We start from the raw sequence: 14,965 nt of genomic DNA on the forward strand, positions 1-14,965 counted from the left end.
AAAAAATACTCAATAATAAGAAAAATACTTTCTAACTAGAAAAAAGAAATAAAAAGAAATAAATCAATAAATGATTTGATTTATAAATGATTTATAAATTTTTAAAATATTCTAGAAAAATAATTAAATTTATTAAGTTTTCTTTTTTTAAAAAAAATACTTTGAAAAATAATAAAAAAATATACTATTAAAACCCATTTTTTAAAAAAAATAAAAAAAATCTTTTACCGACATTTTGCGGAAAAATAATAGTGGCTTTTTTTTATAAAAAAAGTCTTTAAAACTTAGGAAATATAGCTTATATAAGAAATCAAAAATTATAAAAAATAATAAACAAAAATTAACTTATTTAAATATTTTTTAAACAAATAATTTTAATTCAAATATCGAAAAAATAGATATTTTAAGCTTTTATTAAGTCGCAAAATGTCGGTAAAAGTCGCAACATTATAATTTTATTTGCGTAACGCAAAAAAATTTTTTCAAGGAGAAAGTTTTATGAAAAATATTTTTCAAAAAATTTTAACGTTTTTGCTTTTTATATCAATTTCTCCAATTTTACTTTTTGGAGCAAATGGAAATAATATTGCATCAAAATTAGCAACAAGCGTTAATGAACAAGTAACCGACGTAGGCACAAGTGTATCAAGTATTATAAATACAATGTCTATTGTAATGGGTGTAATTTGGATAGTTATTATGCTTTTTATGGCTTTTTTTAATATGGAAGGCATAAAAAATCACGCCAAATTATTATTTGGTGCATTAGTAATTATCGGTGTAATTTATGGACTTTCGGCAGCAGGTATGAACTAATGACTGAAACAAGCTGTTATCGCGATCTTACTTGTAAAACAAAAATTAAAGGCTTAACTAGCACAAGCTGGTTTGCCTTAATTATTTTAGGATTTGTCGCGTGGTTCTTTTTAGTTTTATACTCACTTATTGTTATTGCTTTTTTATATTGCTTTTTCTTTATTTTAGAATTTTTTGATGAAGATATCTATCAAATTATTTTCGCCAAATTTTCAATTCCCCAAAATAAATATTACGCATAAAGGCTAAAAATGGGAACAAGCATTTTTACTTATTTAAAAGAACTCAAAAATAAACCTAAAAAAGAAAATTTAGGAAAAAAAGAAAAGAAAAATTTTAAAGAATATATAAATAAAATAAATCGTGGAGCTGACAATATTTTAATGTTAGCTGAGCCTAAAATTTTTACAATGGCTAAAGAAAATAATATAGCTTTTAAACTTGACGAAAATACTTTAGTAACAAAAGACGGAAATTTATGCGTTGCTTTGGAAGTTAAAGGAATTTCATATTCTGGAAATTCACTTGAAGAAGAATTATCTTATTTGCAAAGTCGCGTGCAATTTTTTGGAAAAATTAGCACTGATGTAGAAATTAATTTAATTATTAAAAAAGATAAAATAGAACTTTCTAAAAAACATTCTTTAACTAAAAATGTTTTTGCTAATCAAATTATTGAAAAGTGGGAAAATTATAAAGATGTATTTCAAATTACTTATTATCTTATAATATCTACTATTGATAAAAAAATTAGCGGAGCTTTAGAAAATTTTAAAAATAGAGCCACCAAAGAAAAAGAAAAAAGCAAAGAAGAAAAAGAAAATTTTAATCTTGAAGCCAAAAAACTTTTAATTGAAGAAACCCTTAATGAAGCAAAAAGAGCTTTAGCTTCATTTACGCCTATTCAAATTACGGCTGATGATATTTTAAATTTTTATGCTACTTACTCAAATGCTCAAGAAACTAAATTTAAATATACAAATGAGTTGATTACTGATAGTTATATTAGTTCAGATGTGGAATTTAAAAAAGATTATATTGTTTTTCGACGAAACGACGGAAAAGAAATGTTTTCAAGGTTTATAAGTATTAAAGCTTATGAAACCGATGTAATTACTTCACACATTAGCACTAAAATTTTAAGAAGCTCAAATGATTTTACCGTTTTTATTAATATGAGATCTTATGAAAAAGAAAAAGCAATTAAAAAGATAAAAGATACTGGAGCTTTTGCACCACAAATTATAAAAGATGAACTTAGCGGACTTATAGAAAAAATTAAAGCTGATAGAGAAAATTTAATGCTTGTTAGCTTTTCAGTTTATATTTTAGCAGAAAATTTAGAAGATTTAGAAACTAAAACAAATGAGTTAAAAGGTATTTTAGCTAATCAAAATTTAAATATAGTAAGAGAAACGATAAATCAAAAAGCTTTATATTTCTCATTTTTTCCAAGTAGGGCAAATTTAAATGCTAGAAAAAGAACACTAAAAGTTTCTAATTTAGCAAGTATTGCTAGTTTTGAAAAAGATGTTTTAGGATTTGATAAGAACGACTGGGGCGATGAACCTGTAACTATTTTTAGACATTTAAGCGGAACGCCTTATCTTTTTAATTTTCACTGGACACCAGAAGGAGATAAACCAAGCGGACATACTATGATTATAGGTGGAACTGGTGCTGGTAAGACAACACTAGCTCAGTTTTTAATGTGTAATCTTTACAAATACGATATTGATATTTTTTCAATGGATAAATTGCGTGGTATGTATAATTTTGCAACTTATACTAACGGAGAATATCACGACGCTGATTTTAGTGATTTTAAACTAAATCCTTTTGCGTTACCTTATACAAGCGAAAATAAAGAATTTTTAAAAAACTTTATTCGAACAATGGCTAATTTAAGCGATACACAATATAACGCAATCAATGAAATAACACGAACAATTGAAAGACTATATAGCAATAAAACCGAAGAAGATATTTTTACACTTAGCGATTTTATAGATAGTCTTCAACTTGACGAAGATGATATTAAGGGACGTTTAAGACCTTTTAAACAAAGTATTTTCGATAATAAAGAAGACGCATTAAGCTTTAGCAAACAGCTTTCAATATTAAATATGGATAGTATTTTAAAAAATCCAACTATGGCAGGACTAACTGCTTCTTATATCTTTCACAGATTAAAAAATTCAGCCAAAAATTCTAAAAAAAGAGGCTTTTTTTGTTTTATTGATGAATTAAAAGACTTTTTAATGGACGAAAATATGCGTGAAAGCATTCTTGAAAGTATTCTTGAAGTTAGAAAAATAGGCGGAGTTATGTGTATGGGTTTTCAAAACTTAAGCTTTTTTGATGATATCCCAAAAGGTGCAAGTTTCTTAGAAAATATAGCAAATTATATTATTTTTCCAACTACAAACGCCCAAACGCTTGAAAATATGCGAAATAAACTTAATTTAACACCTACAGAAATTAAGTTTTTACAAGAAGCAGGAACTAATTCAAGACAGGTTTTATTAAAAATGAACCTTGCTAATCAATCTGCTATTTTGAATATAGATTTAAGTCGCTTAGGAAAACATTTAAGAATATTTTCATCATCTAGCGACAATGTAATGTTAATGCGAGAACTTAAAGAGCTTTATCCTAATGATTGGAGAAATATGTATCTTGAAAATCAAAAACCAAATTTAAGGAGTTAAAAATGAAATTTTTAAAAATAAGTATTTTAGTATCAAGCCTTCTTTTTTTTAGTGCCTGTGCAACTACAAATAAAGAAATACCTAAAAAATCGCCTTGTGCTTGTAATTATGATGTAATTAAAATTAGCTAAGAAGGTTGAAGTATGGCTTTTATTGATGATAAAAAAGATCCCAATTTTATATTTCAACTTGAAAGAAATATAAAAGCTTATATGCTTTGGTTAATTATAGTTTTAACTATAATCGTAATTTGTCTTGCTATTGCTATTTCTTTTCTTACCCCTTTTAAAGAAGTTAAACCCTATCTTGTATTTTTTTCAGACCCAGAAACTAATTTTGTAAAAATAGAACAAGCGGGAATGGATATGAGGGCTGATCAAAATCTATTAAAATCAATTTTGGCAGGTTATGTAAAAAAAAGAGAAACAATTAATCGTATAGATGATAGTGAGCGTTATGAAGAGATTAGATTACAATCTGGAAAAAATGTTTGGGATACATTTTCAAATTTAGTTAGAGCACCAAATTCAATTTATACAACTAAAGGACTTTTTAGAGATATCGAAATTATCAATGTTTCTATTTTCAATAAAAATGTAGCTACTATCGATTTTATCGCAAAAATAAGCAATCAAAACGGAACAGAAAGTAATTTAAAAAAATATCGTGCTACTTTATTTTTTGATTTTATACCAATGGAGCTTACTTATAATTCAGTTCCAAAAAACCCTACAGGATTTATTGTAAAGCAATACTCAATTACAGATATTATTGATAATGATACTTTTAATACTGCACGCCAAAATTCAATGCAAGGAACAAAACAATGAAAAAATACTCAAAAATAGTTTTTTTAGCTTTATTTGCTTCAACTTTAGTATTTGCAGACAATGGAATACAAATTCAAGACGTTCCAAGTAATACAGGTGAAAGTATTTTACAAACTAAAGACCAAGCTTTAAATAATTATACGCAAACTAATATTAGAATTGATCCTTTAGGGCAACAACCACAAGGACAACAAATTGATACTACAAGTTATTCTAATCCACAATATCAAACTCAAGCTTTTGATGCTTATTCACAAAGTAATGGAGAACAATTAAGCGAAGAACAAATCGCTTTAATGAAAAGTGCAATTAGAAATCAAAATTTAAATGCCTTACAAAGAAGATTTTTTCAAAAAAAATATTCAGGCTATGAAAATACATTAAATCTTAATTATCAAGCTAATAAAACACAAAAAATAAGAACACGTTTTGCAATGGCAACTACTCTTATTTTTGAAACAGATGTTATAAATTATATTTTAGGTGATACTACAGGTTTTAAAGTGGAAGAAATTCCAACTATGCCTAATGCTATTGCTATTAAACCAATGCTTATAGGAATTGATACTTCTTTAACTGTTTTTACTAAAGATAATAAATTACATACTTTTTATATTTATTCAACTGATTATAAAAATAGCAAAGATCCTTCTTTAGTAATTTACATTCACGATGAAAACTCAAAAAAGCTCATCGAAGAAAAACAAGAAAAATTAGCTAAAGATTATTTGATAATTAAAGAAGGTATAGCAGAAGTTAGAGTTAAAAAAGATGAAATTTATAATCATTATAGTCAAAAAGCAAAAAAAGGTAATGAGTGGCTAATTAGTGAAGAGATTTTTAATGATAAGAAATTTACTTATTTTAAATACGATAAAGACAAAATGCCACAAATTCCAGCTATTTTTGCTGTTATTGATAAGCAAGATAGTCCAGTTGAAACCAGAATTATCGGTAATTATGTTATTGCTGAAACTATTGCAAAAAAATTCACAATTAAAAGTGGGGATAGTTATGTTTGCGTTGAAAAATTAGAACCTAAAAAAGAAAAGGCTAAAAAATGAAAAAATCATTTTTAAGTCTAAGTCTTATAAGTGCATTATTAAGTAATAATCTTCTAGCTGAAGATATATTTAATAATACACAAGAAGAAAATATATCTAAAAAATCAAATAATAATCAAAAAGAAAATTTGTTAAATGAAGAAGATTTAGATTATCTTTTTAAAAATTCAGATACAAAATTTCCAATTAGCGATTATATCTATAAAGGTGGTTTTAAAGAACCTAATTATAATGAAGATATAAAAATTCATAATGATACTAAAGAAGAGACCAAAAAAGAAGATGATAATGTAACTAAATTAGCAAAAATAGAAGAGAAAAAACAAGAACTCATACAAAAAAATCAACAACTTAAACAAGAGATTAAACAAGATAATATTAGTGCAAATGAAAGAAAAATTAAAAAACTTATTAGAGATAGTATTTTAGCTGATAGAGCTAATACTCAAATCTACTTTCAAGAAAATGCTTCAAAATATGGAGTTGATGGCTTTTCAAATCAAAAAAGCATAGACGTTTCAACAAATGAACATCGTCTTTATAGAATGATAAGGGCAGGAAGATTAATTCCTGCCCTTTTAACAAGTGCGATTTCAAGTGATTTACAAGGCATAGTAACAGCACAAATCGAACAAGATATTTATGCAAATATGGGAAGTGCGGTATTAATTCCAAGAGGCAGTAAAGCCATAGGATTTTATAAAAGCGATAATAAGATCGGACAAAATCGCTTAGAAATTCAATGGAGAGAAATCATCACTCCACAAGGTGTTAATATACTCTTAACCAATGCTATAGCTAGTGATAATATGGGTATGTCAGGAGCGGTTGGAAGTGTTAATAATAAATACCTTGAAAGATATGGAATGCCTTATGCCTTATCTACAATTTCAAATGTTTTATTACTTAGCATAGCTTCTAAAGCAGGAAATAATAGCTATGCTCAAGAAGTATATTCACAAAGTAAAAATGATATATCCACAATAGTAGATGATATTATCCAACAACAAGCCCAAATTAAACCTACAATTGAAATTAAATCAGGAAGTAGAATTTTTATTGTTCCTACTAATCATATGTGGTTTGCAAAACCTAAAAATAACGAAGTATTGATTAAATATTTTCAAGAATAAAAGGAGTAAAAAAATGCAAGAAATTAATAATTATGAAAAAATCAAAAAAGACATTGAAGAAGGAATACAAAAAAGAAAAGAAGAAGATAAAAAAAATAAAAAAATTATCTCTCAAATTAAGGTTATTAGTAATTTAGAAAATAAGATTAAAAAAGAAAAAGAAAAGCTTAACAAGCTTGTCGAAAATGAAAATTCAAAACAGATGGAACAAAACAATGAATAATAATACCATTGTTTTAAATAATATATTAAATGTTTTAAAGCCTTATTTAGAAATGGAAGCAAATGAGCTTATTTTTAATAAGCCTTGTGAAATTAAAGTAGATAAAGGCGATATTTGGGAAACAATATATGATGAAAGATTAAATTATAATTTTTTAGAAACCTTTTTAATCGAACTTGCTATAAAAAGAAATCAAAGATTTGATGAGAAACATTGCCATTTATCTTGTGAATTGCCTTACCCCTTTTTAAGATATAGGGTTCAAGCTCAACATAAAACAAGCCTTTTTAATTCTGAAATTTGTATTTGCATAAGAATTCCTTCAAAAAGTCGTTTCGCACTTGAAAATTTTGTTTTAAGTGATAAGTGTTTAGAAAAAGGCTGGAGCTATGAAAAAATTAAAGATTTAATACGCAATAAAAAAAATGTTCTTATTTCAGGTGGAACAGGAAGCGGTAAAACTAGCTTTTTAAATTCTTTAATGGGAGAAATTGATCCTAATGAAAGAATTGTAACTATTGAAGACGCTCAAGAGTTATATATTGAAAATGAGAACAAAACACAATTAGCTGTGCCAAAAGAAGAAAGCGAAATATATTCTTATCAAACCGCAATTAATAATGCAATGCGTTTAAGACCAGATAGATTATTTTTAGGTGAAATTGATATTAGAAATACTTTTACTTTTTTAAGGGTTAATAATACAGGACACGCAGGAAATTTAAGCACTTTACACGCTAATAATCCAGAAGATGCTATTAAAGCAATTATTACAAATATTATCTTAGGTGGTGGCTTACAAAATCCAGATAATAAAATGCTTACAGAGTTAATTATAACCGCCATAGATTACATTATACAAATTACTAGAAATAAAAAAACAGGAAAAAGAGATATTACAGACATTTTAGATTTAAAAAATGATTATGCAAAATTATTAATATAAGGAGTAAAAGTGGGGACAATAAGAGTTTATTTAAATGAAAGAGAACAAAAACAATTAAAAAAACTTTCATTAAAAAGAAACGAAAGCCAAAGTGCTGTTATAAGAAAACTTATAAGCATAGAAAAATACGCAAAAACACTTGAAGTATTAGAAAAAAATAATGAAATTAATGTAGAGTATTTATATCACATAGCACAATGTGGTAATAATCTTAATCAAATTGCATATCATTTGAATATAGGAATTGAAAGTCCTTATCAAACAGAAAATCGCTTACCTAAACTTATAAACGAACTAACTCAAATTTTAAATGAACACCAAGAACAAATTAAAAACAAAGCAATAAAAACTAATATCAATAAAAAGATTAAGCGATTAAATGATGAAACGCTACAAGAAAAAGAAATGGCTCAAGGAGAAGAAATATAATGAATGATAAGAAAATAACCCCAGCTAAATGGGTATTAATGTTTATAACTAGCATTATTATGGGAATAATTTTCTATCTAATAATGGTAAAAATAATTTTTAAACCTGATTTATTAGTTACTCATCAAATTGCATTACAAATTTTGCATAATTTAGGAAATCCAGCTTTAAAATTAAAAGCCTATATAGCAGTTTTTGCTCTAATTTTACCTTTTATTGTATGTTTAATTTGGTTTTTTATGCCACAAATAAATTTAAAAGAAGATTATGGTAGTGCTAGATTTGCTAAAGAAAAAGATTTTCAAACAATGAATATTTGCAATGATAGGGGTTTAATTTTAGGTTGCAGTATTAAAAAAGGCATTAAGGGTAATGAAATGGAATACATTAGAGCAAAAATGCCCTTAAGTGCGTTGGTGGTTGCACCACCAGGCACAGGTAAGACTTCAGGTATCATTTTACCTAATTTATTTACAGTGCCTAATTCTACCTTAGCACTTGATATTAAAGGGGAACTTTATGCAAAAAGTGCAGGGTATAGAAAAAAATACTTTAATAATGAAATTTTATTGTTTGAACCTTTTTCAGACAATAATACTTTATTTTTTAATCCTTTTGATAATTCTATTGTTAAAGATATGAATTTCATACAAATGATGAAATTAGCAGATCAAATAGCAGGAACTATTTTTGTGGCAGAAAAGGGAAAAGAAGGCGATCACTGGGTTACAAGTGCTAAAACTCTTTTTACCTTTTTTGCACTTTATAATATGCAAAAACATAAACATACAAGTTTAGGAGATTTAACTCAAGCTCCTAAAAAAGATTATTTTAATGAATTAAACGAACAATTTGGAAAAGAATGCTTAATCGAAGATGAAGATACAGGCGAAGTTACAAGAGACCATAATATAGATACTTTCAAGGTTTTTTTAAAACAAGTTGCTAATGATGAAGAACTTGATGAGATTGTTAGAAATCAAGCAAGAGCCTATCAAACCGCAGCCGAACAAGAGTTTGCAAGTATAAAATCAACTTATGATACCTATATGAAAGTTTTTACTAATCCACAAGTAGCTAATGCAACTTCAAAAATGAATTTTAAATTTGAAGATTTAAGAGAAAAAAGAATTACTATGTATGTGGTAATACAAACTGAAGATATGGATATTTTAGCTCCTTTGGTGCGTATTTTTATTGAAAGCTTATTTAAAAAATTAATGAGTGGAGAAGAAAATTCAAATCCTGATAAATTTATTTATTGTTTATTAGATGAATTTGTAAGATTTGGAAAAATGCCTTTCTTGCTTGAAGCACCAGCATTATGTAGATCTTATGGACTAATACCTGTATTTGTTACACAATCTTATGAACAAATTAGAAAATATTATGGTGAAGATGATTTAGGAATTATTAGAGCAAATGCAGGATATCAAACTATTTTTAGAATGAATACAGAAAAGGACGCTAAAGAAATTAGCGATTTAATAGGTGATTTTACTAGAGAAAAAACATCTTCATCAAAAGGAACTTTTGATTTCTTTAAAAGCAATAGCACCGTATCTAAAGAAGGTTATAAATTAGTTACTTCACAAGATATTAAAAATCAATCTAGCGAAGATATTTTAATTTTAGTTACAGGGTTCTTATCAAGACCTATTAAAGCAAAAGTGCCTTATTGGTTTAAAAATCCAAAACTTAAAGGAGCAGATAAAGTTGCTTTAGATAGTAATGATACAACTAATAATACAAACACAGAAGAAGAAAATAATGATGAGATTAATAATGATGATAGCCAAAATGCTAATCAAGAACAAAACTTTACTCAAAAAACTTCAAGCTCTAAACAAATTATTGAACTTGAAGAATTAGGAATAAAAGTGAAAAAAGAATGAAATCAAAGGTTTTAAGCCTTTGATCTAAACTAAGCCTTTTAAAAATAGAAGGTTTAGTTTAGGTTATGGTTTAAGCTATAGCCTAAAATCAAAAAGGAGAACAATAATGGCAAGTATAGAAGATACTTTAAAAGAAAAAGAGTTGCAAAAAGCAAAAGATATTTTAGCTTTTTGTGAATTAGAAGACGGGGAATATCCAATTAGTGAAGAAGAAGCTAAAGAACTGGAATATCTTAAAACCAATGAAATGGAACAGTCTTCTTTGGAAAATGAGTAAATCATTTTCATTTCATTTATGCGTATTGCAAAGCGTATAAATTAAGGACTACATATTAAAAAGGAAAAAATTATGGCAAAGAAAAAAGAAGTAAATGCGGAAATTAAAGAAGTTGCAAACGAGCAAGTAAAAGATAATTCTTATAAAGCGTGGAATGAAAGAACCAACGAAGAAAAAAAAGCGAGTATCAATGAGTATTCTAAAGCAATTATTGCTAAGGCTATCAAAGAGAAAGCTAGTTTTTGGAATAAGAATATGTCTAAACAAGAGCTAGATAATTCTATGCCTTATAATGCAAGTAAAGGTATTGCTTATACAGGGCAAACTTCCGCCCTTTTAAGAGCGGTAAGCGAACTTAACGGCTATGAAAAACCTAGCTTCTTAACAATGAAACAAGCTAATTTTTTAGGGGGAACACTCAAAAAACAATTAGATGAAAAGGGCAAACCTGTTTTAACTAAAAATGGCAAAGAAGCTTACGAACAAGGTGTAAAAATCGCTTTGCTTAAAACTGAAAGCTATGTGCCTAAATTAGATGAAAACGGACAAACTATGATGAGAGCCATAAAAGACAAAGACGGTAATCAAAAAATAGGAAAAGATGGAAAACCTATGTTTGAACCTGTAATGGAAAAGATTTATCATAAAACGCCTATTTTAGAAACTGTTACTCTTTATCACACATCACAATTTGATAATCTTAAAATGGATAAGCTTAAAGAAAGAGATCTAGAAAGCTTAGAAAAATTAAGAGAAGGCATTAAAAAATCAAATTATGATCCAAGACCTAATATTAATAATTTAGGACTAGGGGAAAAAGTAACAAGGGATATTAACAACTTTTTAAACGCAGAGCTTAAAGGACTTGATTATTTTAAAATCCAAGATAAAGAGATTATAAAAAATCAAACAAAAGAGCAAGGACAAAACAAATCTCAAGTTAGAGGAATGTAATTTAAGGGGTTAATTTATCTTTTTGCTTTTATTGTTTTCTAAAACCCCTAAAAATTTTTTTTAGGGGAAAATTAAGCCAAAAGTCTTAATTTTTATGAGTTTAAGCGGGGATACCCCGCAACGCCCCAAAGTTTTAAAGGAATGTAAATGTTAGGAGTTTTGGCAGAGTTTATTAAATTTTTAGGATTAGAGAATGGAACTAATCATACAAAACAAAGGACAAAAGAAGAAGAAAATGAATTAAAAGAGTTAATCGATTATGAAAATGATATGCCTAAATATTATGAGGAAAGCGAGGTTATAGATTTAGGAAATCAAAAAATAAAAATTACCAAAAGTATTAAAATAGATCCTTTAGGTAAAGGTAAGGCTATAAAAACAAGCCAAATAAAAGAAGAAAAAATTATTAAATTTTAAGGATTAAAAATGGAAAAAACTACTATTGATAATAGCTGGTTAGACGCCTTACAAAGCACTATGCAAGACGCCTTAAAACCTTTATTTGAAAATATTTTTAATGGAATACAAGGAGCTTTATATAATGGAGTTGCTTATACTTTTATAGGTATTTGGGTAATGTTTTGGTGTTTAAATTTGCTTAAAAACGGTTATCCTAGTCGTGAAGAACTTTTTAATGCAGGAAAATGGATTTTAACTTTATGTTTTATATTTGGAATTTTTTATTCTTATGAAGGATATACTGATTTTTTAGGGTGGCTAATGATACCAGCACAATGGTTAAAATCAGCTACTGCAGGACTTATAGGGGGAAATTCAGATAGTTTTGGAAATCAAATTACAGGAGCTTTTAATTCTTTAAACGACATAATGGTTCAATTATGGAACACAGGGTGGGATAAATGGAGACGCTGGTATAGCCCTGATCTTTTTGCAGCCATTGCTACATTTACAGGAATGTTTTCTTTTTGGTGTTTTTATATAGTTACTTTTTTTGTATTAGCAGGAGTAGCTTGTATTATTGTAAGTTCTACTTTTTTTGCTATGATAATTTTAAGCTTAGCTCCTGTAACCATACCGCTTTTATTTAGTAAAAAAACCGCACCTTATTTTTATTCTTGGCTTAAAATATTTATTTCTTATTCTTTATATATTCCTGCAAGTTTTATCATACTTTCAATTTGTATGATACCTATAAAAAAAGTGCAAGAATTAGGAAATATACAGCTAGTTTATGAAAATCAATTTGCTAATTTTTTTGTGCCTACTTTGATTTCATTAATTTGTATTTATCTTATTGTAAAAATACCAAATTGGGTTAGTCAAATAATGGGAGTTCAAGGTTTAGATGGTGGTGGAACAGGCGGAGCTTTAGATATGGCAAAAAGTGCTGGTATGGCTACTACTTCATTTGGAGCAGGAACTTTAGCAAAAAGAATGGCAGGGGGAAGTATAGGAGAGAGTTTAAAACACGGAATGGCAAATGCCATTCCGGGTTCTCAAAGTCTTAGAAAAATGGCAGGAGATTTAAAAGGACAAAATTCTCAATCAAATTTAACTAATGCAATGCAAAGCTTTACAGATACTATTACAGGAGCGACAGCTAAGGCTGGTTAAAAATAATTAATAAGGATTAAAAATGCAAAATACAATTATTATTATAGAAAGTCCAAATAAAAGGGAAAAAATAGAAAAAATTACAGGAGCTAAGGTTTATGCTACAAAAGGACATTTTAAAACCTTAAGTAAAAATTTTTTAAAAGAGTATGAAAAATACGAACCTATTTTTGATTTTTCAGACGAAGAAACTAAAAAAAGAATGAATGCTATTTTTGCAGATTGTAAAGGCAAAGATGTGATTATAGCTACAGATCCAGATCGTGAAGGTTACGGTATTGCTTATTTATTTTATGAAGTGATAAAAAATATCGCTAAAAGTATTAAAAGAGCAGAATTTCACGAAATTACAGAAAGTGGAATAAATAAAGGCTTGAAAAATGCTATCGAGTTTTCAAAAAGCAATTTAAATGATTTTGAAGCATTTAAAGCTAGAATTGTTGGTGATAAAATGGTGGGCTTTATAATGTCGCCTAAATACATTAATGCTTTAAATGATAAAAATATTTCAGTAGGAAGAGTGCAAACTCCTGCTTTATCTTTGATAGTTCAAAGAGAAAAAGCTATACAAGAATTTTTAAATGATGATAAAAATAAAAAATTAGATTATAAAATTAAAGCAAAGCTAGAAAAAGACGGCATAATTTTTTATGCAAATAATTCTAATCTTTATCAAAGCAAAGAAGAAGCTTTAGAAAAAATAGAAAGTTTAAAGGCTAAAAATGCAAAACTTTATTCTATAGATATTAAACAAAAAGAAATAAAACCCGCACAGCCTTTTAGAACTTCACAATTTCAAGAAAAAGCTAGTAAAATTTTTGGCTTTTCTCCTGATAAATCAATGGCATTAGCTCAAAAACTTTTCGAAAAAGGATTAATTACTTATCATAGAACGGATAGTAATGCCTTAAGTGAAGAATTTTTAAATGAAGTTGAAGACTTTTTCAAAGAAAAACAATGGTATCAAAAAAGAGAATATAAAGCAGGAGAGCAAAGTCAAGCTGAAGCCCACGAAGCCATAAGAATATCTCATTTGCATAACTTTGAAGATATAGAAAAAATTGCTAGAGAAGAAAGTCTTAGCGATGATGAAAAACAAGCCTATATTTTAATTTATTTAAATTCTATACAAAGTCAAGCAAAAAATGCTATTAATGAGATTACAAGCTATGATTTTAACATAGGACTTTTAAGCTTTAAAACTAATACTAGCAAATGTATTAATAAGGGTTTTAAAGGAGCTTTTGACTTTAAAGAAGAAGATGAAAAAGATGAAAAAGATGACGCCCAAGAATTAGAACTTAATATAAAAGAAGGTGAAGAAATACAAGTTTTAAACTTTGAATTAATAGAAGTTAAAAAACAAGCTCCAAGAAGATATAAAGAAAGTAATTTCATCTCCCTTTTAGAAAAGGAAGGTATAGGAAGACCTAGCACTTATGCAAGTTTTTTAAAAACATTATTAGATAGAAAATATGTAGAATTAACTCTTAAGGGAAAAAATAAAGAAATAGTAGCTACTAAAAAAGGAATATCATTAATTGATTTTCTAAATGAAAATAATGATGAATGGATTACTAAATCAGAATTTACAAAACAAATGGAAGAAATTTTGGACACTATTTCAAAAGGAAGCTTACAATATATTGATTTTATTAAACCTTTACATCAAAAAATGGAATTTGTAATTATTGATGATAGCCAACAAATAAGAAAACCTAGTGATAAGCAAATTGCTTTTGCAGAAAAACTTGCTAAAGATAATAATTTAGACTTACCAAAAGATTATAAAGAAAATATAAAAGTATGTATGAATTTTATTGATAAAGCTAAAGAAAATTCTAAACCTTTACCTGCTTCGGCAAAGCAAATTGCTTTTGCAGAAAAACTTGCTAAAGATAATAATTTAGATCTACCAAAAGACTATAAAGAAAATATGAAGGTATGTTCTTCTTTTATTGATGAAGCAATGAAAAAAAGTAAAAAATAAGTTTTTTAAAAGGGAGAAAAAGTTTAGGTTTGTTTTTGGAGTTCGGTTATAAAAAAACTATAAAAAGACTATAAATTAAATATAAATTAAGTATAAATATACTATAATTATAATACGAAAAC

General features: G+C 27.1%; 16 protein-coding genes. All 16 read left to right on the forward strand.

Annotation, left to right across the window (positions count from 1 at the left end):
- The first annotated feature begins 498 nt into the window (after positions 1-498).
- The 16 genes from JG677_RS04455 to JG677_RS04525 all read left to right on the forward strand — a co-directional run bounded on the left by JG677_RS04455 (position 499) and on the right by JG677_RS04525 (position 14,843).
- Positions 499-816, forward strand: coding sequence for a hypothetical protein (locus JG677_RS04455; RefSeq protein WP_200285383.1), 318 nt, complete (start codon positions 499-501; stop codon positions 814-816).
- Positions 816-1,058: a hypothetical protein gene (locus JG677_RS04460; RefSeq protein WP_131186866.1), complete on the forward strand. Its 243-nt coding sequence runs from the start codon at positions 816-818 to the stop codon at positions 1,056-1,058. Before JG677_RS04455 ends, JG677_RS04460 begins: the two co-directional genes overlap by 1 nt.
- A 9-nt stretch (positions 1,059-1,067) precedes the next feature.
- Positions 1,068-3,527: an AAA family ATPase gene (locus JG677_RS04465; RefSeq protein WP_200285384.1), complete on the forward strand. Its 2,460-nt coding sequence runs from the start codon at positions 1,068-1,070 to the stop codon at positions 3,525-3,527.
- 2 nt (positions 3,528-3,529) lie between these two features.
- Complete coding sequence (locus tag JG677_RS08985; RefSeq protein ID WP_262868231.1) at positions 3,530-3,658, forward strand: hypothetical protein; 129 nt, start codon at positions 3,530-3,532, stop codon at positions 3,656-3,658.
- A gap of 12 nt (positions 3,659-3,670) precedes the next feature.
- Positions 3,671-4,357 carry a type IV secretion system protein gene (locus JG677_RS04470; protein WP_200285385.1) on the forward strand — a complete coding sequence of 229 codons (687 nt, stop codon included), beginning with the start codon at positions 3,671-3,673 and terminating at the stop codon, positions 4,355-4,357.
- Positions 4,354-5,421, forward strand: a complete 1,068-nt coding sequence (locus JG677_RS04475) for a TrbG/VirB9 family P-type conjugative transfer protein (RefSeq protein ID WP_200285386.1) — start codon at positions 4,354-4,356, stop codon at positions 5,419-5,421. Before JG677_RS04470 ends, JG677_RS04475 begins: the two co-directional genes overlap by 4 nt.
- The gene (locus JG677_RS04480; RefSeq protein WP_200285388.1) at positions 5,418-6,554 is read left to right on the forward strand and encodes a DNA type IV secretion system protein ComB10; all 1,137 of its coding nucleotides are present in this window, start codon (positions 5,418-5,420) and stop codon (positions 6,552-6,554) included. Before JG677_RS04475 ends, JG677_RS04480 begins: the two co-directional genes overlap by 4 nt.
- A 13-nt stretch (positions 6,555-6,567) precedes the next feature.
- Positions 6,568-6,777 carry a hypothetical protein gene (locus JG677_RS04485; RefSeq protein ID WP_200285390.1) on the forward strand — a complete coding sequence of 70 codons (210 nt, stop codon included), beginning with the start codon at positions 6,568-6,570 and terminating at the stop codon, positions 6,775-6,777.
- Positions 6,770-7,723: a CpaF/VirB11 family protein gene (locus tag JG677_RS04490; RefSeq protein WP_131186832.1), complete on the forward strand. Its 954-nt coding sequence runs from the start codon at positions 6,770-6,772 to the stop codon at positions 7,721-7,723. Before JG677_RS04485 ends, JG677_RS04490 begins: the two co-directional genes overlap by 8 nt.
- Before the next feature lie 9 nt (positions 7,724-7,732).
- On the forward strand, positions 7,733-8,152 hold the full coding sequence (locus JG677_RS04495; RefSeq protein WP_200285392.1) for a plasmid mobilization relaxosome protein MobC: 420 nt from the start codon (positions 7,733-7,735) through the stop codon (positions 8,150-8,152).
- Positions 8,152-10,047 (forward strand): type IV secretory system conjugative DNA transfer family protein, encoded by a 1,896-nt coding sequence (locus JG677_RS04500; protein ID WP_200285394.1) that lies wholly within the window; start codon positions 8,152-8,154, stop codon positions 10,045-10,047. Before JG677_RS04495 ends, JG677_RS04500 begins: the two co-directional genes overlap by 1 nt.
- A gap of 106 nt (positions 10,048-10,153) precedes the next feature.
- Positions 10,154-10,324 (forward strand): hypothetical protein, encoded by a 171-nt coding sequence (locus JG677_RS04505; protein WP_200285396.1) that lies wholly within the window; start codon positions 10,154-10,156, stop codon positions 10,322-10,324.
- A gap of 72 nt (positions 10,325-10,396) precedes the next feature.
- Positions 10,397-11,278 (forward strand): ArdC family protein, encoded by an 882-nt coding sequence (locus JG677_RS04510; RefSeq protein ID WP_200285398.1) that lies wholly within the window; start codon positions 10,397-10,399, stop codon positions 11,276-11,278.
- 147 nt (positions 11,279-11,425) lie between these two features.
- Positions 11,426-11,695 carry a hypothetical protein gene (locus JG677_RS04515; protein ID WP_200285401.1) on the forward strand — a complete coding sequence of 90 codons (270 nt, stop codon included), beginning with the start codon at positions 11,426-11,428 and terminating at the stop codon, positions 11,693-11,695.
- A gap of 9 nt (positions 11,696-11,704) precedes the next feature.
- Positions 11,705-12,853 carry a type IV secretion system protein gene (locus tag JG677_RS04520; protein ID WP_200285402.1) on the forward strand — a complete coding sequence of 383 codons (1,149 nt, stop codon included), beginning with the start codon at positions 11,705-11,707 and terminating at the stop codon, positions 12,851-12,853.
- Positions 12,854-12,875: 22 nt separating this feature from the next.
- On the forward strand, positions 12,876-14,843 hold the full coding sequence (locus JG677_RS04525) for a type IA DNA topoisomerase (RefSeq protein ID WP_200285403.1): 1,968 nt from the start codon (positions 12,876-12,878) through the stop codon (positions 14,841-14,843).
- Positions 14,844-14,965 lie beyond the last annotated feature (122 nt).

Origin of the sequence: Campylobacter sp. TTU-622 (assembly GCF_016598965.1) — a bacterium.
Taxonomy (GTDB): domain Bacteria; phylum Campylobacterota; class Campylobacteria; order Campylobacterales; family Campylobacteraceae; genus Campylobacter_D.

What these genes read in the sequence shown, in the direction of transcription:
- JG677_RS04455 (WP_200285383.1), top strand. Translation starts at nt 499, where the DNA reads ATGAAAAATATTTTTCAAAAAATTTTAACGTTTTTGCTTTTTATATCA.
- JG677_RS04460 (WP_131186866.1), top strand. Translation starts at nt 816, where the DNA reads ATGACTGAAACAAGCTGTTATCGCGATCTTACTTGTAAAACAAAAATT.
- JG677_RS04465 (WP_200285384.1), top strand. Translation starts at nt 1,068, where the DNA reads ATGGGAACAAGCATTTTTACTTATTTAAAAGAACTCAAAAATAAACCT.
- JG677_RS08985 (WP_262868231.1), top strand. Translation starts at nt 3,530, where the DNA reads ATGAAATTTTTAAAAATAAGTATTTTAGTATCAAGCCTTCTTTTTTTT.
- JG677_RS04470 (WP_200285385.1), top strand. Translation starts at nt 3,671, where the DNA reads ATGGCTTTTATTGATGATAAAAAAGATCCCAATTTTATATTTCAACTT.
- JG677_RS04475 (WP_200285386.1), top strand. Translation starts at nt 4,354, where the DNA reads ATGAAAAAATACTCAAAAATAGTTTTTTTAGCTTTATTTGCTTCAACT.
- JG677_RS04480 (WP_200285388.1), top strand. Translation starts at nt 5,418, where the DNA reads ATGAAAAAATCATTTTTAAGTCTAAGTCTTATAAGTGCATTATTAAGT.
- JG677_RS04485 (WP_200285390.1), top strand. Translation starts at nt 6,568, where the DNA reads ATGCAAGAAATTAATAATTATGAAAAAATCAAAAAAGACATTGAAGAA.
- JG677_RS04490 (WP_131186832.1), top strand. Translation starts at nt 6,770, where the DNA reads ATGAATAATAATACCATTGTTTTAAATAATATATTAAATGTTTTAAAG.
- JG677_RS04500 (WP_200285394.1), top strand. Translation starts at nt 8,152, where the DNA reads ATGAATGATAAGAAAATAACCCCAGCTAAATGGGTATTAATGTTTATA.
- JG677_RS04505 (WP_200285396.1), top strand. Translation starts at nt 10,154, where the DNA reads ATGGCAAGTATAGAAGATACTTTAAAAGAAAAAGAGTTGCAAAAAGCA.
- JG677_RS04510 (WP_200285398.1), top strand. Translation starts at nt 10,397, where the DNA reads ATGGCAAAGAAAAAAGAAGTAAATGCGGAAATTAAAGAAGTTGCAAAC.
- JG677_RS04515 (WP_200285401.1), top strand. Translation starts at nt 11,426, where the DNA reads ATGTTAGGAGTTTTGGCAGAGTTTATTAAATTTTTAGGATTAGAGAAT.
- JG677_RS04520 (WP_200285402.1), top strand. Translation starts at nt 11,705, where the DNA reads ATGGAAAAAACTACTATTGATAATAGCTGGTTAGACGCCTTACAAAGC.
- JG677_RS04525 (WP_200285403.1), top strand. Translation starts at nt 12,876, where the DNA reads ATGCAAAATACAATTATTATTATAGAAAGTCCAAATAAAAGGGAAAAA.